We start from the raw sequence: 19,883 nt of genomic DNA on the forward strand, positions 1-19,883 counted from the left end.
GAAATTGTTTCAAAAAATGGAAAAGCTATGGATTTCGTTTCCCTTCGCACCTTCTGCCGCGCCGTTGAAGAAGGTAACCTTTCAGCCGCCGCTAAAGCCGTTCACGTAACCAAATCTGTAGCCAGCCGCCGCATTCATATGCTTGAAGATGATCTTGGCACAAAGCTTCTTGTACGCACTACCAAAGGCGTATCAGCAACCGATGCAGGTGCCCTATTCTATGAACGAGCGATCAATATTCTTGCTGATATTGAAGACGCCAAGCAAACTGTTACATGCGCGAGTAAAAGACTGATTGGAAACCTGAGGGTTACCGCTCCTCGCAGCTTTACAGATATTTACCTTTCCGATGCCATTGCAGCCTTTATGAAAGAATATCCGGATCTTACGCTTGAACTTAACCTTACGGATGAACGTGTTGATATAGTGGGTGGCGGCTATGACGTAGGCTTAAGGATCTCAACTAACCTAGAAGACACCAGTCTAATTGCCAAAAAGCTTACCCACCTTAATAGCATGATAGCGGCGAGCCCGGAGTATCTGGAAAAGCACGGCACACCGAAAACGGTGGAAGATCTCAAAAACCATAACTTTGCCCTTTATTCCAATATTCCTGCTTCAAGGCTTTGGAAATTTATGTCTGGTGATCAATCTGCTCAAACAAGAGTAAATGGAAACTTGACCTCAAACTCCGGAGTTATGCAGCTTGCAGCGGCCAAGGCGGGCTTAGCCATTGTTAGTTTGCCGACTTTTTTCTATGAGGACGCCATTAAAAATAAGGAATTAATCCAAATTTTACCTGATTGGGCTCTTCCCGAACTTACTCTTTATGCCCTCTATCCAGACCGTCGCCTGTTACCGATGAAAGTACGCGCCTTCATGGACTTTATGGCAAACTGGTTTGCACATCCCGAATATTCGGCACATTTATAACATGATGTTTATGTATGAAGCATGGTTAGCTGTTTACTGAAAAAGAGTTTTTGTTATTCTCTTTTTTCGTGTTTTGGAAATATCTGTGGGGATTAAAATGAAGAAGTTTGCATTGATTACCGCCTTGACGAGCCTGCTCGCTACGGCGCCGCAACATGCTTCCGCAGACGGTATTTTAATATCCAACAGCGATTTTAACAACTATCTTAAAGACGCTAAAGCGGGCGACGTATTTACGGTATTTCCTGGAAATTATTTTCTTACAGGTACAGTGCAACTCAAAAGTAATGGTACACTCAGGAAACCTATCACCCTCAAACCGGTAAAACCTGGCACAGTTAAAATATTTGTACCAAGAACCGTTGGTTTTAAAGTTACCGGCAAAAACTGGATTATTGAAGGTTTTGACATCAGAGGGTTTTGTAAAACTGATGATGAATGTGAGCATGCATTCCATATTGTTGGTAATGCAGACGATGTTGTTATTCGTAACAATACACTAACCGAGTTTAATGCAGCTATTAAAGCAAATGGGGACGGCAAAGGAGCTGCAACACAGTTCCCGGATCGTGTCCGTATTGAAAACAATTCTATTTATAATTCTGCCCCCCGTAAAACTGGTAGATCAGTAACTCCTATTGATGTTGTAGGTGGTAAACATTGGCGGATTAAAAATAACTTCATTGCTGACTTTGCAAAAACAGACGGTAACCAAATTAGCTACGGTGCGTTCCTCAAAGGTAATTCGTCATCAGGTTTATTTGACCGTAACCTTATTATTTGTGAATGGCGCCATACAGGTGGTGTTCGCCTTGGATTATCCTTTGGAGGAGGAGGTACTGATCAGCAATTCTGTGAACGCCAAAACTGTGCAATGGAGCACTCGCGTGGGGTAATTCGCTCCAACATTATTCTAAACTGCCCAGCGGATGTTGGTGTTTATTTAAACAAGTCCGCCAATACCAAACTGATTAACAACACCATCCTAAACACTGCCGGTGTTGATGTACGCTTTCCAACCAGCTCAGCCAGCTTTGCTGGTAATATTATCGAAGGCCGGATCAAAGATCGCGACAACGGTACACATCAGGATTTCAGCAACCTTGTTGAGGCCGATTTAAGTACTCTATTCCCAGGTGCAGAAAATTTTGACTTAACAGCCAGTAGTTTAGCTGCTTTAAAATACCTACCCACCAAGTATGTTGGTCTTGATTATTGTACCGGCAGCAAACAAAACCGGTGGCATGGTGCCATGCAACAACCAATAACGTGTGATATCAGGCAAAAGCTACAGGCTATTATTAATAAAGAGAAACAGAGCCGTTAAAGCCGTTTTAGCTACGGGCAAATTCTTGCTTTGGAGCAATCTTACACTCTTCAACCGGTGTTGGTTCCGTATCAAAATTTGTCTCATAGCATTCATCAAGAAGCGAGCAATAACATGCTTCCGGCTGAAGCCTCCAACGCACAGTATTCAGTGTGTACCAAAGTGGTAAATTCTGTTCGTCTGGGAAAAGGCTAAACACTTTTAAAACATCACCTTGCGGCAGAATTTTTGGTGACACTGTATTGGTGAACAAACAGTTATTACTCTCACAGCTCAGGGTACCGCCTTCATCGAAAACCAATTCCACCAGATGGTAGGCATCATTCAAATACCTGTCTTGTAATTTAATACGGAAGCTTTTCACTTTTGCAGGTCCAACACCCACATTTTCCAGATGAAAATAAATTTCCTGATTTAAATCATCATTCACGTTGCCATGCTCTACCTGCAGATATGGCCAGGTTTCAGCCTTTACCTGATTTAAAGAGGCTTCCGATTGAATATAGGTGGCAATAAAACTGGCCGCGGAAATAAGAACCGCGCTCACCGCAATAACAAAATTGAGATGATCCTTTGAAGGTCGTTTCAAACGCTTCTTAGATTTCACTTCTTCTTCCGCAGCCATTTTTATAACTCTTTACCTTAGAATTGAACGAAGGTGTCGTGCAGCAAAGCTTAATTTAGCAACGCTGAGCGTACCAGCCTGAGCGAGATCTTCGATCAAACGCTCCGCACGGATAATACGTGTTGCTTGCGCAGTAGCCCAGTCTGCCGTGGCTGCATCAGCTGATTTATCGCCAGCCCGCTTACATACACGTTCCACATGGTTACGCTGTTGATCTGCCAAATCCTCAAGGATTGAGCGAATAGCAAGTACTTCCCAGTGATCATCCGGCGGAATACGGTCAGCACGCTGCTTGAGCCAATCAAAGCCCAACTTATCGCCAAGAGCAAAGTGAACAGATGCCACATAATCAACCGGCTTATCTGCTTGTTCAGCAACCGCAATAATATCAGGGCCACTGCTGAACACCTCAAACGCACCAATGAAGGTCGCCAGCTCGTGCCCAACACCTGTAGCTTTTAAAACATCTCTGCGGTTAAGGAAGGCTTCCTGAGCCGGTTCCGAAAGTGTTTCAAGCTTGATGGCAAACAGGCTCTTGAACGGTGCTTTAAAGCGTTCAATCAACTTGCTCACGTTAAACGGACGATCAATGTTCCGAAGCACCCACATAACCTGTGTTTTCAGGCTATTAGATACGCTCTGGTGCATATCATACTGGGTAGAAGCCACTACTTGATAATCCAGATCGTTAATATCGTTCCAGATTTTCTGTAGGCCGAATACTTCCCGAACAATCACGAACGCCGCCACAATATCCTCGACACCGAGACCTGTTTCTTCCTTCACTTCATAAACAAAGGTAAGGCCTGCCCAGTTCACCACTTCGTTTGCAAGAACCGTTGCAATAATTTCACGGCGCAGCCTGTGGTTTGCCAACTCTTCCGCATAAGTATCACGAAGTACACTTGGGAAACCCCATTCAAGCTCCGGCTGAAGAACAGGTTCATCAATCAAGTCTGAATCCACGATGATATCGAAGAGCGACATCTTGGCATAAGCTAGAAGCGTAGAAATTTCCGGGCGTGATAGGCCACGCTCATTTGCTGCCAGCTCCGCAAAGCCTTCGTCAGATGGGATATATTCAATTTCGCGGTTCAGGCCACCATCACGCTCAAGCGCTCTCACGAGGCCAAGGTGATACTCACGGTCCGATACCGCTTTTGCTTCCGCAAGTGAGATTGCCTGTGTCTGCAAATAGTTATCCGATAGAACGATATCAGAAACTTCATCAGTCATGCTTTCAAGAAGCGTATTACGCGCTTCCATATCAAGCTTACCTTTAGCAATCGCATCCGCAAGAAGGATCTTGATGTTCACCTCTTTATCGGAACAATCCACACCAGCGGAGTTGTCGATAAAATCAGTATTCAAACGGCCACCGCGGCGAGCAAATTCAATCCGGCTCTTCTGGGTCATGCCCAGATTACCGCCCTCACCAACAACCTTGAACTTCAGGTCATCTGCGATAACACGTAGGCCATCGTTGGCGCGGTCACCCACCTCTTGGTTGGTTTCATCAGATGCACGAACATAAGTACCGATACCGCCAAACCAAAGAAGATCAGCCTCAGCTTTCATGATCAGGTTGATCAGATCAGTTGGGGTAACTGCATCAGCATCCACACCCAACCATTCTTTAATTTCATCAGTAAGCGAGATGGATTTCTCTGCACGGGAGAAGATACCACCGCCCTGTGAAATCAATGATTTATCATAATCTTCCCAAGTAGAGCGAGGCAGATCAAACATGCGCTTACGCTCGTTCCATGCTGCTTCCGTATCACCCGGATTCGGATCAATGAAAATATGCATATGGTTGAAGGCAGCTTTCAGGCGAATGGTTTTACTTAGAAGCATACCATTACCGAATACGTCGCCAGACATATCGCCCACGCCCACAACAGTGAATTCATCTTCCTGTGTGTTTACACCCATTTCACGGAAATGGCGCTGAACACCAACCCAGGCACCCTTGGCTGTGATACCCATTTTCTTATGGTCATAACCCTGAGAACCACCAGATGCGAACGCATCACCGAGCCAGAAGCCATTGCCTTCAGAAATACTGTTAGAGATATCAGAGAAAGTCGCTGTGCCCTTATCAGCCGCTACTACAAGGTAAGGATCATCACCGTCGTGGCGCACAGTATCTTTCGGCGCAACCACATCACCATCAACCAGATTATCTGTGACAGACAAAAGACTCGAGATAAAGCTGCGGTATGAAGCAACACCTTCAGCCATAAAGGCATCCCTGTCACTCATAGGCGGTAGCTGTTTCGGGAAGAAACCACCTTTCGAACCTTGCGGCACGATTACGGCGTTTTTCACCTGCTGTGCTTTCACAAGGCCAAGAACTTCTGTACGGAAATCCTCACGGCGGTCAGACCAACGCAGGCCACCACGAGCAACAGGCCCACCACGAAGGTGAACACCCTCCACCTTCGGTGAGTAAACCCACATTTCGGCATGTGGGCGCGGCAGAGGTGCTTCCTCAACGTCACGTGTACGGATTTTAAACGCGAGCGCGCGTTCATCCACACCTTCAACAACACCAGGCTGATAGAAGTTTGTTCTGAGCGTAGCTTTAAGAACACTCGCGTACGCTCTCAAGATACGGTCGTGATCAAGGCTTTTAACTTCCTCGAACAAGTTCCTCAGATCTGTAGTGATATTCTTCGTAAGTTCTTCACGGTTTGCGTTTGCATATGCTGGATCAAACCGAACTTTGAAGAGAGCAACAAGCTGTGCGGAAATTTCATCATTTTCCACCATGCTGTCAGCAATATAATCAGGTGTATAACCCATGCCCAGCTGACGCAGGTATTTACCGTATGCCCGCAGGATCACAAGTTCCTGCCAGCTCATTGCAGATGTGAGAACAAGCTCATTAAAGCCATCATTTTCACATACGCCGTCCCATACTTTCTTGAAAAGCTCTTCAACAAGCGGCTTAAGACGCTCAATAGCAAAAGCCGTACCTTCAAGGCGTTCAAGCGTGAAGTCATGGATAAAGCTCGTTGATCCACCACCCATTTCGTAAGAATGCTCAGAAAGAACACGGAAACCCATGTTTTCAAGGATAGGCATACAGCTTGAAAGCGCGATAAGCTTGCTACCGTGATAAATCTTCAATCGGTAACGGTTTTCACCGTCCCCAAGGTGTTGATAGAAATCTACCTGCAGATCATCCGCACCTTGTAAGGCTTCCAGCTTGCAAACATCATATGCTGCTTGTGGTGGTGTAAAGCTTTCACGGTAAGCTGCTGTAAAGCGGCCTTTATAAGCGTGATTAAGGCCTGTACCTTCTTCTTCACCGACACGTTCAACAAGCGCTGTATGCAAACGGTCTTCCCAACCTTGGGTCGCTTCAGCAATTTTGCGGTTAATCTCGCGTACATTCACTTCAGGTACATCACCCGGGCGTGTACGGATAATGAAGTGCCAGCGAGCCAGCGCTTCTTCACTAAGTTTCGCATAATAAACCGAAACTTCACCGTTATAAGCTGTGCAGAGAATATCCGCGATCGCCTCACGAAGGCCTGAGTGATAGTTTTCACGCGGCACATAAACAAGAGCTGATACAAATCTGCCAAACTGGTCTGGGCGAATGAAAGCTTTCGGGCGTGGGCGTTCAGTAAGCTGCAAAACACCAAGCGCGGTATCATACATCCAATCTTCACTTACCTGGAACAATTCATCCCGCGGGAAAGTTTCCAGAATGTGAGACAGCGCTTTACCGGCGTAACTGCGACCACCAAAGCCGGCACTCTCTTTAATGTTAGCAACCTTGTTGCGCATCATTGGAACATCATGGGCAAATTGGCTGTAAGAAAGCGATGTGAAGAGGCCAACAAAACGGCGTTCGCCAATAGCGTTGCCTTCACTGTCAAAGATTTTCACACCGATATAATCCATATGAGAATTACGGTGCACTGTAGACTTTACGTTTGCTTTTGTAACAATCAGAGGCTCAGGCTGTGTCAGGAAGTGCCTGATTTCAGCCGACATAGGTGTAAGGCCATCTTTATCACGAAGAACATTCCGTTTTGCATCACGGAGAATACCAAGGCCTGAGCCCTCTACCTGCGTGAAATCAAACGTCTGTGGGTCACCTTCAAAACGGTATTCGCGGAAACCAAGGAACGTAAAGTGATCAGCACCCAACCAGCGTAGCAGGCGGATCAGTTCTTCAACTTCTTCATTATCAATTGGTGGCGGGTTAACAGTCAGGGACGCAACTGTCTCATCAATTTTCGCCAGCATTCCGCGCCAATCACTTACAGCGGCACGTACATCAGCCAGTGTGCTATTTACCGTTTCTTCGATTTCCTTGAGCGCATCCTTATTTGTCTGCGTATCAATCTCGATGAACATATAGCTTTCGCGTTTGGCTTCAGCACCATCCGTTTCAGAACGTACACCTTCACTATCGCGGGAAACTTCAAAAATAGGGTGGTGCATCATCTTAATGCGGTACTGCATCATCGTAGCAAGACAACCAGTTATCGAGTCCACAAGGAACGGCATATCATCATTGATAATCTGCACGACCGTGTTCTTCGTCTTCCAACCATTTTCCTGACCACGCGGGTTCAGAATTTTAACGATTGGCTGGTTTGGCGCACGCGTTACCGCCGCCTGCCACATGCTAAATGCAATCGCATAAAGCTCGGCAGTATCCCGTTCCAGAAGGTCATCAGGGGCTGCCGCGCCATAAAAACCATTCAGGAAGCCTTCAAAGGAAACCAACTGTCCTTTTTCAAGTTTTTCGGCAGCTATTTGGCCGATTTCAGAAAGAATTTTTTTAATTGTATTGTCCGTGGTCACTTTTAATGTCCCTTCGTAACCCGGCATGGAGCCTATTTTTTATCAGAGGATGCAAGCTGACGGATCGCTGAATCAAGCGCCGCCTTTCCAGTGTTTGCGCATCCCAACGCTTCAACACCACCACCGCTTTTGCGGCGAGCCAAAACTAAGCAGAATTCATCATCGGGGTTTATATCCTTAAGTGGTTTCGCTTTTTTCTGCCTTAAAACTTCAATCGCTTCTTGTTGGCGATTATGTGCTGGTGTTCCAGATTTTTGGCGTTTGTACTCACGTTCTTCCTGAACGCAACCCTTAATGCCGCCTGGTACACCTAAAAGATACTCAACAAACCCAGTGCTCGAAATTCCGCTACGGCTGGCACAAGATATTGCCGCTGCATATTCTGTTATACGGGTCTTATCATACCCTTTACCAAACACAAGCTTCAGCGCTGGGGTATAGGGGGCACGAGCTTGTTGTTTCAGTCCCGCTTCAGCAAGAACTGCAGCAAAAACATCAGAGTCAGCCACCGATTGTTCATAAAGCCGGTAGGCCTGCGCCAACACTTCATAAAGCCCAATTCGATTTTGCTGATCTTTATGGGAGATAGAACCAGCTTGCTCCGCATACTCTATAATCATCCCGTCAAAGGCGGATGTGTCCACAGCTTGCGGTATCTCTTCCGAAAGGACATCCTCCGCTAAAAAAGCAGGGTTTTGGTCTATAACTTCTTCCGCTGTCTTTTTACGGAAACTAGCTGTTACCATAATAAAGTTTGGTTGCAGTCCATCACTGGAGAAAGGTAGCATCATGCCGCGGCATTCAGTGTCTTCTTCGAGAAATTCGAATTCGGCTGCTTTTCGTCGGCCTTCTTCTTCTGCAAACTGTTCAATCATTGCAACAGAGAAACCGCAATCGGGGAAATCCTCTAAATATGCACCAACCTTGATAGGTGCTGCGATAAGGGATTGAATAACATCCCCAACAAAACGTACCACAACACCGCGATTATTAAATTCAAGCAGCAAACTGTTTGACTTAAAAGGTGCTAGATCTTCAGCGCGCAAATCAGAGAAAAGGGGGTAAGTGCGTTCACCCTTAAGGGAAAGCCAATAATCAAAAGACCTGAGATGTAAGCGCCGCTCAATTGAGACTTCTGCACCTGCTTCAAAGTTGTCTTGCACACCATCGATTGGCGTATCGGTAATATTATTATCAGCTTCTGAGGCTTCCATGGACCCAAACCATCTTGAACATGGACGTTTTAGTTTTTTTGTTTATCGCACCGTAACGTCATTGGAGCAAGCAAGATCGGTCAAATAAGACAACTTTTTTACTTTCAACGGAAAAAAGCTTCTATAACGCAATGAAACTGTAAAAAACCTACTTGCTCCCCCACTTTTTTTGCGCAAAATGACAGAAAGCTCAGGAAGGGCTCGGGAGGAAATTGTATGTCTTTTATACCGTGGGACAGCCTAACGGCGATGTTCTATGAACAATCAGCCAAACTTGGTGACAAGCCGCTACTCTTCAACAAGAAAGATGGGGAATGGCAATCCCTCTCGTGGAAAGAGGTTACAGATAGAGTAACTCAACTTGCCGCCGCCCTTGAAAAAATGGGTGTGGAAGCAGGCGATAGAGTTGTTCTTGTTAGTGAAAACCGGCCAGAATTTATGATTGCTGACTTTGCAATTATGTCAATCGGTGCGATCAGTGTTCCTACTTACACCACAAACACAGCCCGCGATCATTTACACATTCTCGAAAACAGTAAAGCCAAGGCATCTATTGTTTCAACAAAAGCACTTGCTCGCACTTTCCTGAAAGCTGCCCACCAGTCTGATGATATGCAGCACTGTATCCTGATGGAAGATTATCAGATTGAGCAGCGCCTGAATGTGAAGATTTATCACTGGGATACTGTTGTTGATGCAGAGGTGCCGAACACTGCAAAATATGCGGAAAAAGCACGTAGTGTATCCCGCGATGATGTGGCTTGCTTAATTTATACAAGCGGGACAGGCGGCGCACCAAAAGGGGTAATGCTTCATCACGGCGCTATTCTCACCAACAGTGAAGGGGCATCCAATGTTATTCACGAGCTTGGTTTAGAAAATAATGCATTCCTTTCGTTCCTGCCGCTTAGCCATGCTTATGAGCACACAGTGGGGCAGTGCTGGCCAATCGGTTTAGGAGCTGAAATCTGGTACGCTGAAAGCATTGAAAAGCTGGCAACAAATATGGCTGAGGCAAAACCCACAGTTATGGTGGTGGTGCCACGCCTCTTTGAAATGCTGCGCACACGCATTACCCGCACGATCCAGAAAGAAGGCGGCACCAAAGCAAAGCTGTTCGAACGCGCTCTAGAGCTGGGCATGAAAGTACAGCGTGATAAACAAAAACTTTCGATGTTTGAAAAGCTGGAAAACTGGTTCCTTACAAGAACAGTACGCAAGAAAATCAATCAACAGTTCGGCGGGCGCCTGAAAGCACTTGTAGCAGGCGGTGCACCGCTTTCGCCTGATGTTGGGTATTTCTTCTCAAGCCTTGGTTTGCCGCTTCTTCAAGGATACGGCCAAACAGAAGCAGGGCCTGTTATTTCAGTGAACCCACCAAGCGCGCCGCGCATGCATACAGTGGGCAAAATATTCAAAGATGTTGAGGTTAAAATCGCTTCTGACGGAGAAATCCTGGTGAAGGGTGATCTTGTTATGAAGGGATACTGGCGCGATGACGACGCCACTGCTAAAACAATTGTTGATGGCTGGCTTCACACAGGCGATATCGGCCAACTGGATGATGAAGGTTACCTTGAAATTACTGACCGGAAGAAAGATCTGATCGTAAACGATAAGGGCGATAACGTTTCACCACAGCGGATTGAAGGCATGTTAGCGCTCGAGGATGAGATATCTCAAGCCATGGTTTATGGTGACCGCCGCCCTCACCTTATTGGGCTTATTATGCCAGATGTTGAATGGATGGCAGATTGGGCGAAAAAACACAATAAACCGCGCAAGTATGAAGAATTGCAAGAAGATGCAGATTTCAAGAAAGCAATTGGCGAAGCTATTAACCGTGTAAATGGCCGACTTTCCAACATTGAAAAAGTACGGAAATTCAGCTTGGCAACAGAAGCCTTCTCAATTGAGAATGAACAAATGACCCCAACACTTAAACTGAGGCGTCATATTGTTTGTGAAATCTATAAAGATACGCTGGAAGGTATGTATTAAAATAAAAGGGCGCCTAGATATACCGTTTAGGCGCCTTCTCTATATTTGGGAGAAACTTTCTGCGGCATGGTTTCTCCAGCACTCTCACGGTCCGGCACCCCAAACCCCAAATCATAATAGCCCACCATATTGATAGACCTATGGGTTACCTGCGCTCTGTCTTCTACAGGCTCCGCGACCCATGAAGTGTTCGACAGGAACGTTGAAGAAATTCTAAATCTAGGCTTCCCTTCTTTACAAAGGAGTGGAAAACCAAGTGTAACAGCTTCAATTAAACGGCCATTATCCAAAACCAGTTCTTCATCTTGCCAGGTGGCACACCGTTTTTCAGAAACTTCCATAAAAAACCATGAAACAAGTTTATGCGATTCTTGAGGTAAAATTTCCAGAACATTTGTCCCTGTTGATCTCTCACCAAAAATCGCTTCTGCCGCGGTACCAACAAGCCGTAATTTCACATGATCTGCACTTAAGATTTCATAAAGCACAATAGAAGATAAAAACGGCTTCATATGATAGGGATGAATATCAGCCTTATAGGGTATACCTTGTGCAGAACCAGTGATTAGGCTTTCCATATAGTCGGCAAAGGCTTTCAGTGTAGGATATTGGGTATATCTGTCTCTCAGTTCATTTGGTAAAGACATAAACTATACTTCGCATTGCACTATCACTTATTTCTGCTTAACTGTTTTCAACTCTAGTATGCAAAACAACTAAACGCTAGTGAATTACACCAAATGATAACACCAAAGGGGACATCCATGCGGGGCAATAAAGTAAAAACTGCTTTAGGCGCGATCGCCATTCTGGCTTTAAGCGCCTGTGGTTCAGACGCCGCTGACACTACAGAGAACGGTGGAAAAAGTCAGATTTCAGAACGTTATGTGAAGGCTATACTGGGTATTGGCGAACATGAAGCGGGTTATATCGATGCATATTATGGCCCCGAAGCATGGGCAGATGATGTAAAAAACAACAAAAAAAGCCTCACCGAACTTAAAAAAGAAGTCGCCAGCCTTCAGAAACTTGTTGAGGAAACAGCACCAACAGCAAAATCTAAGATTGAGAAAAAGCGTTTCATCTTTTTAACGAAACAACTGATTGCCGCAGATGCTCGTATCCGCATGCTCGAAGGGGAGAAGTTTTCGTTTGATGAGGAAACACGCCTGCTTTTCGATGCTGTCGCTCCAAAGGTTACTAAGGAAGAACTTGAAGCCGCCCTCACAAAACTGGAAGATATAGTTGAAGGTGATGGCCCCTTAAGAGAACGCTATCTGGCCTTTACGCAGCAATATAATATCCCAGCAGATAAACTAGACGCTGTTTTTGATGCCGCCATTCAAGCCTGCAAAACTAAAACAGCTGAACATCTTGACCTGCCCCAGAACGAATCTTTCACAACCGAGTTTGTAACCGACAAACCATGGTCAGGTTATAACTGGTATCAGGGCGGCGCAAACAGCCTTATCCAGGTGAACACTGACCTGCCAAGCCCAATGAGTGCAGCAGTAAACCTGGGTTGCCATGAAGGCTATCCCGGGCACCATGTCTATAACGCCATGCTGGAACAAAAGCTGGTAAACGAACGCGGTTGGACCGAATATTCCGTTTACCCTCTTTATAGCCCACAAAGCTTTATTGCTGAGGGCACCGCAAGTTATGGTCGCTTCATGGCCTTTCCCGGTAATGAGCAAAATGAATTTGAAAAAGCGGTTCTCTATCCACTTGCAGGCCTTAACCCCGCAAAGGGAGACAAATACCGCGATACTCTGGCCGCCCTCAAAGGCTTAAGCTACGCCCGGATTGAAGGCGCTCGCCGTTACCTGGATGGTGATTTAACCCGTGAAGAAACCATCGAATGGCTTGCGCGCTATAACCTTATCAGCCGTGAGCGCGCTGAACAAAGCCTTGATTTCATTGAAACATACCGTGGGTACGTAATTAACTACACCTTAGGTGCGGATCTCTCAAAAGCGTACGTAGACAAGCATGGCGGCAATGATCATTCCGCCCGTTGGGACGCATATGAAAAACTGCTTTCAGAACCTTTCACGGCATCCATGATGAAAGACTAGAGAGACAAAAGAACACCGTGAGCAATAGTTTCAGAGAGGTACACTATTTGCTCACGGTGTTAGTTACTGCGAGGAACGCAGCAAATCTTAAAACCAATAAGAGGGGTAACGCCGCGCAGGCGAAATATTGTTAAAAATCACAGCACATCCCACCAGAATGGCCGTTGAAATCAATACCGGCACCCACAAAAACTCCCAATCTGCAGCTGTAATAATAACAATAATTGGATTTGCACCCGCTGGCGGATGAACTGTTCTGGTTAGCTGCATCATGGCAATCGCAGTTGCCACCGCGAGCGCAATAGAAAGCCATCCGCCCCCCATAAAGTGAAGAAACAGCAACCCCACAAGCGATGTTAAAAGATGCCCGCCAATGATGTTACGCGGCTGTGCAAGAGGGCTATCGGGAACCCCAAACGCAAGAACCGCACTGGCACCAAGTGGTGCCATCAATAACGGCTGGTCACAAAGTTCTGTAATAAGCGCAACAATACCAATTGCAATAGAGCCACCCAGCCAGGAAAGAAGCACATGAGTTTTCTTTGGCCGTGGTGGTAGTTCTCCCCCACCTTTCATTTTATGGAGATAACCAATCATTCCGTTAAACCTTATAAGTCAAGAAGTAAGCTTTCATCAGTCTCGTCTGAAACTGGCACTGCACAACAAAGCAGAATTTCGTCATTATCCACCGGATAAGCAGGCGGGGTCTCATATTGCACTCTCCCGTTCAAGCGGCGCACTGCGCAGCTCCCACACGACCCTGATCTGCAACTGAACGGCGCTTCTATTCCGTTATTTTCAGCTGCTTCAAGAAGGGTTTCCGTATTTGCATCCCAAACTATAGTTTTCTTGGAGGCAGAAAATTCCACTTTCTGCGCCCGGTAGTTTGCTGTCGGTTTGTGTTGTTGGCGCTTCAGGCTCGCGGGCCCAAACGCTTCGAAATGGATTTGCGCATCATCAATGCCTTCGGAAAGAAGAAAATCATATACTCCCTGCATAAAGCCCTGAGGGCCACACAGGTAATAATCTGCATTTTTTGGAAGGCGTTGCCGCTTCAACCAACGGCCATCCGCATATCCCGCTGATGCGCCTGGAATAGTTCTTAGATCTCTGTCCGCCGCCTCACTAAATCTTAGTGAGATTTCGGCACTTGGGTTTTCCTGTCTCCACCTGCGCATAAGCGGCAAAAATGGTGTAACTGAAGGGGTGCGAGATGCATGAATGAAGGCGATAGGAATGTCGGCGTTGGAGCCTTCAAACAGACTTTCTGCCATAGCCATCATCGGTGTGATGCCCACACCAGCTGAAAGCAATACCACAGGCGCATCTTCGCGAGCTAACGTGAAAGTCCCTGCAGGTTTGGCTGTTATAAGTGTGTCTCCGATACGGAGCTCATCATGGAGGAAACGCGAAACTGTTCCCTGTTCTTCCCGCTTAACAGTAATGCGGTACACATGTTCGTTTGGTGCGGCAGATAACGTATAAGTACGGCGCTCAAGCTTGCCGTCTACCATCAATGAAACAGGCAAGTGCTGCCCTGGCGCATAAGGCAGAGCATTACCCGCTTCCGGCTTCAGGTAAAAGCTTTTAATGCCATCCGCTTCTTCAACAATATCCATCACTTCGCTGTAGACCTGATCACCGCGGAGCGCAGGCAGTGCGCCGGTTCGGCTCCACCGTGCCTGATACGGCACAAAAGGAGACATCTGGGGGGTAGTGAATGTATAAGGCACAGCCTTTTTGTGTCTGATTACGCGGCGCGGGGTAATACGCACATATTTAAGCGCCTCATCATAGTGATACGGACTATCCTCAGGTAGTATCATCTCTGCATGCCCAGACAGCTGCAATATGTCTCTGCTCTCAAAATCAATGAACAACAGGCCAGCCTGCGGGTTTGCGTGGATGTTACCAAGTGTGTTGTAAATATTGTTACCGGAGAAATCAGGGAACAGGATGGAACCGTCTTTCAAAACCTTCACAAACCCGGCTTCACCACCACGGTGAGACATATCCACACCGTGCTTTTCATCCTGCCCTAAATCGCCCGAAGCTGACGCAATGAAGAAAGTATCAGCACGTTCAACCAGCGCTTTGTCACTCTCACTAAGTACATCACCTAGTTGAGAGACAACCTTATCCTGCACATATCCTTCAACAGGCCGTATTTCACGGCCCTGAATATACTGAGGGCAATTTCCGAAAGACTGTGTCACTTCAATAGAGAAATCACCGTCTCTCACAAGAGAAATTCGCCCGTTTACCCGGTTCCGGCGGCGGGTGTGAAACTGGATGCCAATCATGCCCACTTCAGAGCCTTCTGTGAGGGAGGAGAATAAGGGGTCTTTCTCCAAGGGACCAGCGCTGATAGTGAGCATGGTTGGCGAGGGGGACTGGACAAATCCAATTTCGCCCCAGAGAACAGAAGCCCAAGGAGCTCCATCTTTATCCACTGAGGCCATAAAAAAGTAAGGAAGGGCCGTATAGAAATCACGGTGTTGATCGGGCATAAAACGCCTGATCATGCGAGGAGCATACGCCTGCACCGCTTCTCGAACGCCAAACTGGTCCTGAACAGCAAGTTCACCAGCGTGAAATGGTGTTGAAGAATTCTGCATGGTAAGGCCCTCCCTCAAATATGCTTAAGCTGCGTTTGATACGTCTGTTTTCTGCATACCAACGAAGCCTTCCAGTGCTTCGATACGTGCAAGCCATGAGGTAACGTTCGAATAATCGGTAAGTTCCACAAGACCTTCAGGAGCGTGAGCTACGTAGCTATAAATCGCTACATCTGCGAAGGTCGGGCGACCTGCGACCAGAAATTCTTTGCCTTCGAGTTCTGCATTTAAATACGCAAGAAAAGCGTGGGCTTTTTCAATGGTTGCTGCTTGATCAAACTGAGCGCCAAAAAGGGTAATGAGGCGTGCAGAAGCCGGGCCATTTTGCAGTGGACCATTAGCCTTAGCGAACCATTTCTGAACTTCTGCCTGCCCGGCGGCATCCGCTGGCATGAAACTACCATCATCAAACTTCGCCGCTAGATAGGTTAAGATCGCTGTAGATTCTGTAACAACAGTCTCGCCGTCCACAAGAACAGGAACCTGGCTTGCTGGATTAAGCTTTTTAAACGCCTCACCACGGTGCTCACCTTCACCAAGCTTTACAGTGCGGTTTTCATATTCAACACCAAGAAGACCTAGGGCAAGTTCGGCCCGGTGCGCGTTACCCGAAAGCGGAAAACTGTAAAGAACCAAGGATGTATCAGACATTTTTCTCTCCCAACAAAAACTGATGAACATTTACTGATCGGTACACATAAGAAATGTACTGATCGGTACACCTTGTCAAGGCAGCATTTAGATGTTTTTTCTAAAAATGCTTCAAACATCTGTTTTTATTGGATTTATTAGTATGATTTTTTGTTACTTGTGCAGATATGTACAAACTGATACTGTACCGATCAGTAAATATTTTGAGTTAGGTTGAGTCGTATGAGCGCGTCGAAAAGAGATGAATTGGTCCAGAAAGCCCTGAAGGTTTTTTATCAGGAAGGCTTTCATGCAACTGGCATGGACAAACTGGTTGCCGAGACAAAAATCTCTAAAACTTCCATGTATAAACATTTCCGAACCAAGGAGGATTTGATTCTGGCGACCTTGCGCCTCAGGGATGAGCAATTCCGAAATTTCATGATCCGCCGTGCCCAAGAATTATCTTCCACACCAGAGGAAGAAATACTGGCGGTGTTTGATGCCCTATCCGAATGGTTCAAAGAAGACAAATTCAAAAGCTGCATGTTTATTAAAGCATCATCCGAGTATCAAAACCCTGAACATCCTATTCATGCAGTTTCCGCAGAACATAAACGCCTGATTAAAGTATATTTCAAAGAACTAGCTGATAAAGCAGGCTTGAAACACACAGAAGAGCTATCAAGAAAAATCCTGCTTCTTAAAGAAGGCGCGATCGTTATCGCACACCTTCATAGAGATATAGACCCATCTATTGATGCTAAAGAAGCCGTGAAAGCACTGATTGATACACACCGAACCTAGAGTACAGGCTTGATCAAAACAGGCACGTACCTCAGTGAAAATATGAAAAACCCTCTATATCCTTTGCAAAAATAAAAGCCCTTTATTCTTATAGGTATTTCACTATTATAAGCTACTAACGGGAAACAATATCGTGCTTTTTTGCAAAATAATGCAACGAGGGAGAGGGCATGTCAGACAACGAAGAAGAAAGCCTGTATAGGCTAGAAGACTTGGCAGAACTTGCTGGTGTTTCCATCTCTACAGTATCGCGTGCACTGAATGATAGCTCTCTGGTATCTGAGCGTACCAAGAAGAAAATATTGGCCCTCGCACAAAGCAATAACTATTCCGGCAAACTGAAAGAAAAGGTCTATACAGAAGAGGCCGAGAAAACAATCTCCATTATCATCCCGCCACCACAAGGCAGGGATACCCGGCTTTCCGACCCGTTCATTCTAGATTTAATAGGCGGCATTGGAGATGCGCTTAAAGAACGAAACTGTGACCTTCTGATATCACACCTGACACTGACAGATTATCATAGCGCTGCAAATCTGGTTGCAAGCGGCCGCTGTGATGGCCTGATTGTAATCGGCCAAAGTACGCTTCATAAACAACTGAACCAGTTAGCCGATATTAGAGTGCCATTTGTAGCCTGGGGTGCGCAGCTCCCAGACCAAAGCTACTGTTCCGTAGGCAGTGATAACCAACAGGGCGGCAGACGCGCGACAAGACACCTTATTCGCATGGGCCGAAAGCGCATTGCCTTTGTAGGGGAAACAGATGCGCCAGAAGTAGCTCTCCGCTTCAAAGGTTATCAGGAAGCCCTTGAAGAAGCAGGTATTGAACTGGATCAACGCCTAATCAGGCCCACTAATTTCTACCCGGAATCCGCCATGGAAGCGGTAGAGGAAATGCGAGAGTTGGGCATAGAATTTGACGGTGTCGTTGCAGCAAGTGATATGATCGCTATCGGCGCCATGCGCGGCTTGATCCGTTCTGGTGTGAGAGTACCTGAAGACGTTTCGGTAATTGGGTATGATGATATTCTCGCAGCAGGCTTTTCAAGCCCTGCTCTTAGTACAATCAAACAGGATGTGACCAAGGCAGGCAGGCTTATGGTAAGCAAGCTGCTTCGACTTCTTGAAGGTGAAACAGTGCAGCCATCTATTCTTCCAACGGATTTAATTATCCGCGAATCCTGCGGTTCTTAAACTCGCAGGCAAAGAAAAAGGGCCCTTTCAGGCCCTTAAACTTCTATAGCTTCATGATGTAACCACCGCAGACTGGAAGAGGCTTATCTGGTCCAGCCCCCATCAAAGGTAGAAGTATCTCACCCTCATAAGCCTCAGCGCACCAATCAGCTTCGGCTTCACCCAGATTAAATACACACAGTAGCTTTTCCTCCGCATCCTCACGGATAAAAGCAAGCACGGGCTCGTCGCTTTCAAGGAAAGTAATTGATCCCGCCTTAAGCGCTGAATGCTGTTTGCGGAACGCTATTAAATCACGCGTGAACTTTAGGTTTGAAATCTGCGTATTTTCCTGCTGACAAACGGCCAAATCATAGTGCCGCTCATCAATAGGCAACCATGTATAGCTTGGCCAACCGCCAGATTCCGCCGCATTATGCCACGGCATCGGTGTTCGGCACCCATCGCGCCCCAATGTATCAGGCCAGTTTTTAATGGCTTCTGGATCAACAAGACGTTCAAATGGAACATCTGCGTGCTGAAGACCAAGTTCCTCACCCTGATACATGAAAATAGTTCCGCGCAGAGCAAGCAAAAGTGCGTTCATTGCATTCGCGAAATCCTGCCTGTTCTGTCCCCGCATCCAACGAGATACCACTCGCTTACGGTCATGGTTAGAGAAGGTCCACGAAGGCCAGCTATCCGTTTGGCCTTCCCAATCGATCAGTGCTTTTCTGATAGCGCCTGCGCTTAGATTATCTTCTTCAAGGAAGATAAAACTGTAGGCGGTATGAAGCAGATCATCACCTTCTGTATATTCAGCCATTTCCTGCAAGGAGCGACGTCCGCCAACCTCAGCCACAGTGAACGCATCATACTCATCCATCAAGGCACGCAGGCGCTTGAGGAATTTGGTGATATCCGGGTGAGACTGGTTATAGATTTGGTCCTGCATATCAAAAGGCTTGTTACTTTCAGCCCCTTCATAAGCGGGATTATCTCTGAGCTCAGGATCGTGCATATAGTGGTTAGTAGCATCGAGACGGAAGCCATCCACCCCACGCTCAAGCCAGAAACGGGCAACAGCTAGCATTTCTTCCTGAACATCTGGGTTATGAAGGTTCAGGTCAGGCTGTTCGGGCAGAAAGTTATGCATATAATATTGCTTACGGTGGGTACACCAAGTCCAGGCCGGACCAGCAAAAACTGCTTGCCAGTTGTTGGGTGGACCACCATCTGCCTTAGCATCCGCCCAAACGAACCAATCGGCTTTATCCCCCTCCGGGCCCTTCCGGCTTTCTTTAAACCAATCGCATTCTATAGATGCATGGGAATAAACCTGATCAATAATAACCTTCAGACCAAGCGCATGCGCTTTTGCCAGCAATTTATCAAAGTCTTCAAGCGTTCCAAAGATAGAATCCACCTGCCTGAAATCAGAAACATCATAGCCAAAATCATGCATGGGTGATTTGAAGAAAGGTGATATCCAGATACCGTCCACACCAAGGCCCGCAACATAATCAAGCTTGCTTGTAATACCCTTCAAATCGCCAATACCATCCCCGTTGCTGTCGCAAAAACTACGCGGGTAGATTTGGTAAATTACTGCGCCTTGCCACCAGTTTAGCACTCTTAAATCCTT

At 46.5% G+C, this 19,883-nt stretch carries 14 protein-coding genes; 6 read left to right on the forward strand and 8 right to left on the reverse strand.

Annotation, left to right across the window (positions count from 1 at the left end; genetic code table 11):
• Positions 1-27 precede the first annotated feature (27 nt).
• Together KFE96_RS01415 and KFE96_RS01420 are read left to right on the forward strand one after the other, a co-directional pair.
• Positions 28-933 carry a LysR family transcriptional regulator gene (locus KFE96_RS01415; protein WP_255834235.1) on the forward strand — a complete coding sequence of 302 codons (906 nt, stop codon included), beginning with the start codon at positions 28-30 and terminating at the stop codon, positions 931-933.
• Between the two features lie 97 nt (positions 934-1,030).
• Positions 1,031-2,260 carry a right-handed parallel beta-helix repeat-containing protein gene (locus tag KFE96_RS01420; RefSeq protein WP_255834237.1) on the forward strand — a complete coding sequence of 410 codons (1,230 nt, stop codon included), beginning with the start codon at positions 1,031-1,033 and terminating at the stop codon, positions 2,258-2,260.
• 7 nt (positions 2,261-2,267) lie between these two features.
• Here KFE96_RS01420 and KFE96_RS01425 read toward each other — a convergent pair whose 3' ends face one another.
• The 3 genes from KFE96_RS01425 to KFE96_RS01435 are packed head-to-tail and all read right to left on the reverse strand — an operon-like array spanning position 2,268 to position 8,929.
• A complete protein-coding gene (locus KFE96_RS01425) occupies positions 2,268-2,885 on the reverse strand; it encodes a hypothetical protein (RefSeq protein WP_255834239.1) in 618 nt (205 codons plus the stop codon).
• A 12-nt stretch (positions 2,886-2,897) separates the two neighbouring features.
• On the reverse strand, positions 2,898-7,715 hold the full coding sequence (locus tag KFE96_RS01430; RefSeq protein WP_255834241.1) for an NAD-glutamate dehydrogenase: 4,818 nt from the start codon (positions 7,713-7,715) through the stop codon (positions 2,898-2,900).
• Between the two features lie 32 nt (positions 7,716-7,747).
• Entirely contained in the window at positions 7,748-8,929 is a 1,182-nt protein-coding gene (locus KFE96_RS01435) for a hypothetical protein (RefSeq protein WP_255834243.1), read from the reverse strand.
• 216 nt (positions 8,930-9,145) lie between these two features.
• On the opposite strand from KFE96_RS01435, the gene KFE96_RS01440 reads away from it, so the two are divergent.
• Entirely contained in the window at positions 9,146-10,930 is a 1,785-nt protein-coding gene (locus tag KFE96_RS01440; protein WP_255834245.1) for a long-chain fatty acid--CoA ligase, read from the forward strand.
• 26 nt (positions 10,931-10,956) lie between these two features.
• On the opposite strand, the gene KFE96_RS01445 is transcribed toward KFE96_RS01440, so the two are convergent.
• Positions 10,957-11,577, reverse strand: coding sequence for a hypothetical protein (locus tag KFE96_RS01445; protein WP_255834246.1), 621 nt, complete (start codon positions 11,575-11,577; stop codon positions 10,957-10,959).
• A gap of 117 nt (positions 11,578-11,694) precedes the next feature.
• On the opposite strand from KFE96_RS01445, the gene KFE96_RS01450 reads away from it, so the two are divergent.
• Entirely contained in the window at positions 11,695-13,008 is a 1,314-nt protein-coding gene (locus tag KFE96_RS01450; RefSeq protein ID WP_255834247.1) for a hypothetical protein, read from the forward strand.
• Positions 13,009-13,095: 87 nt separating this feature from the next.
• Here KFE96_RS01450 and KFE96_RS01455 read toward each other — a convergent pair whose 3' ends face one another.
• From KFE96_RS01455 to KFE96_RS01465, 3 genes are read right to left on the reverse strand one after another with little or no spacing between them, the layout of a single operon-like run.
• On the reverse strand, positions 13,096-13,605 hold the full coding sequence (locus tag KFE96_RS01455) for an HPP family protein (RefSeq protein ID WP_247019826.1): 510 nt from the start codon (positions 13,603-13,605) through the stop codon (positions 13,096-13,098).
• A gap of 11 nt (positions 13,606-13,616) precedes the next feature.
• Complete coding sequence (locus KFE96_RS01460) at positions 13,617-15,626, reverse strand: pyridoxamine 5'-phosphate oxidase family protein (RefSeq protein WP_255834248.1); 2,010 nt, start codon at positions 15,624-15,626, stop codon at positions 13,617-13,619.
• Between the two features lie 24 nt (positions 15,627-15,650).
• Positions 15,651-16,277 (reverse strand): glutathione S-transferase family protein, encoded by a 627-nt coding sequence (locus KFE96_RS01465; protein WP_247019822.1) that lies wholly within the window; start codon positions 16,275-16,277, stop codon positions 15,651-15,653.
• 222 nt (positions 16,278-16,499) lie between these two features.
• Here KFE96_RS01465 and KFE96_RS01470 point away from each other — a divergent pair, with 222 nt between their 5' ends.
• Both KFE96_RS01470 and KFE96_RS01475 read left to right on the forward strand, forming a co-directional pair.
• Complete coding sequence (locus tag KFE96_RS01470) at positions 16,500-17,063, forward strand: TetR/AcrR family transcriptional regulator (RefSeq protein WP_255834249.1); 564 nt, start codon at positions 16,500-16,502, stop codon at positions 17,061-17,063.
• A gap of 170 nt (positions 17,064-17,233) precedes the next feature.
• On the forward strand, positions 17,234-18,259 hold the full coding sequence (locus KFE96_RS01475) for a LacI family DNA-binding transcriptional regulator (RefSeq protein ID WP_255834250.1): 1,026 nt from the start codon (positions 17,234-17,236) through the stop codon (positions 18,257-18,259).
• 43 nt (positions 18,260-18,302) lie between these two features.
• Here the strand turns inward: KFE96_RS01475 and KFE96_RS01480 are convergent, their stop codons facing one another.
• Positions 18,303-19,871 carry an alpha-glucosidase family protein gene (locus tag KFE96_RS01480; RefSeq protein WP_255834251.1) on the reverse strand — a complete coding sequence of 523 codons (1,569 nt, stop codon included), beginning with the start codon at positions 19,869-19,871 and terminating at the stop codon, positions 18,303-18,305.
• Positions 19,872-19,883 lie beyond the last annotated feature (12 nt).

It is taken from the genome of Kordiimonas sp. SCSIO 12603 (genome assembly GCF_024398035.1).
Taxonomy (GTDB): Bacteria; Pseudomonadota; Alphaproteobacteria; order Sphingomonadales; family Kordiimonadaceae; genus Kordiimonas.

Coding starts and splice junctions, on each gene's coding strand:
- KFE96_RS01415 (WP_255834235.1), top strand. CDS start 28: ATGGATTTCGTTTCCCTTCGCACCTTCTGCCGCGCCGTTGAAGAAGGT.
- KFE96_RS01420 (WP_255834237.1), top strand. CDS start 1,031: ATGAAGAAGTTTGCATTGATTACCGCCTTGACGAGCCTGCTCGCTACG.
- KFE96_RS01425 (WP_255834239.1), bottom strand. CDS start 2,885: ATGGCTGCGGAAGAAGAAGTGAAATCTAAGAAGCGTTTGAAACGACCT.
- KFE96_RS01435 (WP_255834243.1), bottom strand. CDS start 8,929: ATGGAAGCCTCAGAAGCTGATAATAATATTACCGATACGCCAATCGAT.
- KFE96_RS01440 (WP_255834245.1), top strand. CDS start 9,146: ATGTCTTTTATACCGTGGGACAGCCTAACGGCGATGTTCTATGAACAA.
- KFE96_RS01445 (WP_255834246.1), bottom strand. CDS start 11,577: ATGTCTTTACCAAATGAACTGAGAGACAGATATACCCAATATCCTACA.
- KFE96_RS01450 (WP_255834247.1), top strand. CDS start 11,695: ATGCGGGGCAATAAAGTAAAAACTGCTTTAGGCGCGATCGCCATTCTG.
- KFE96_RS01455 (WP_247019826.1), bottom strand. CDS start 13,605: ATGATTGGTTATCTCCATAAAATGAAAGGTGGGGGAGAACTACCACCA.
- KFE96_RS01460 (WP_255834248.1), bottom strand. CDS start 15,626: ATGCAGAATTCTTCAACACCATTTCACGCTGGTGAACTTGCTGTTCAG.
- KFE96_RS01465 (WP_247019822.1), bottom strand. CDS start 16,277: ATGTCTGATACATCCTTGGTTCTTTACAGTTTTCCGCTTTCGGGTAAC.
- KFE96_RS01470 (WP_255834249.1), top strand. CDS start 16,500: ATGAGCGCGTCGAAAAGAGATGAATTGGTCCAGAAAGCCCTGAAGGTT.
- KFE96_RS01475 (WP_255834250.1), top strand. CDS start 17,234: ATGTCAGACAACGAAGAAGAAAGCCTGTATAGGCTAGAAGACTTGGCA.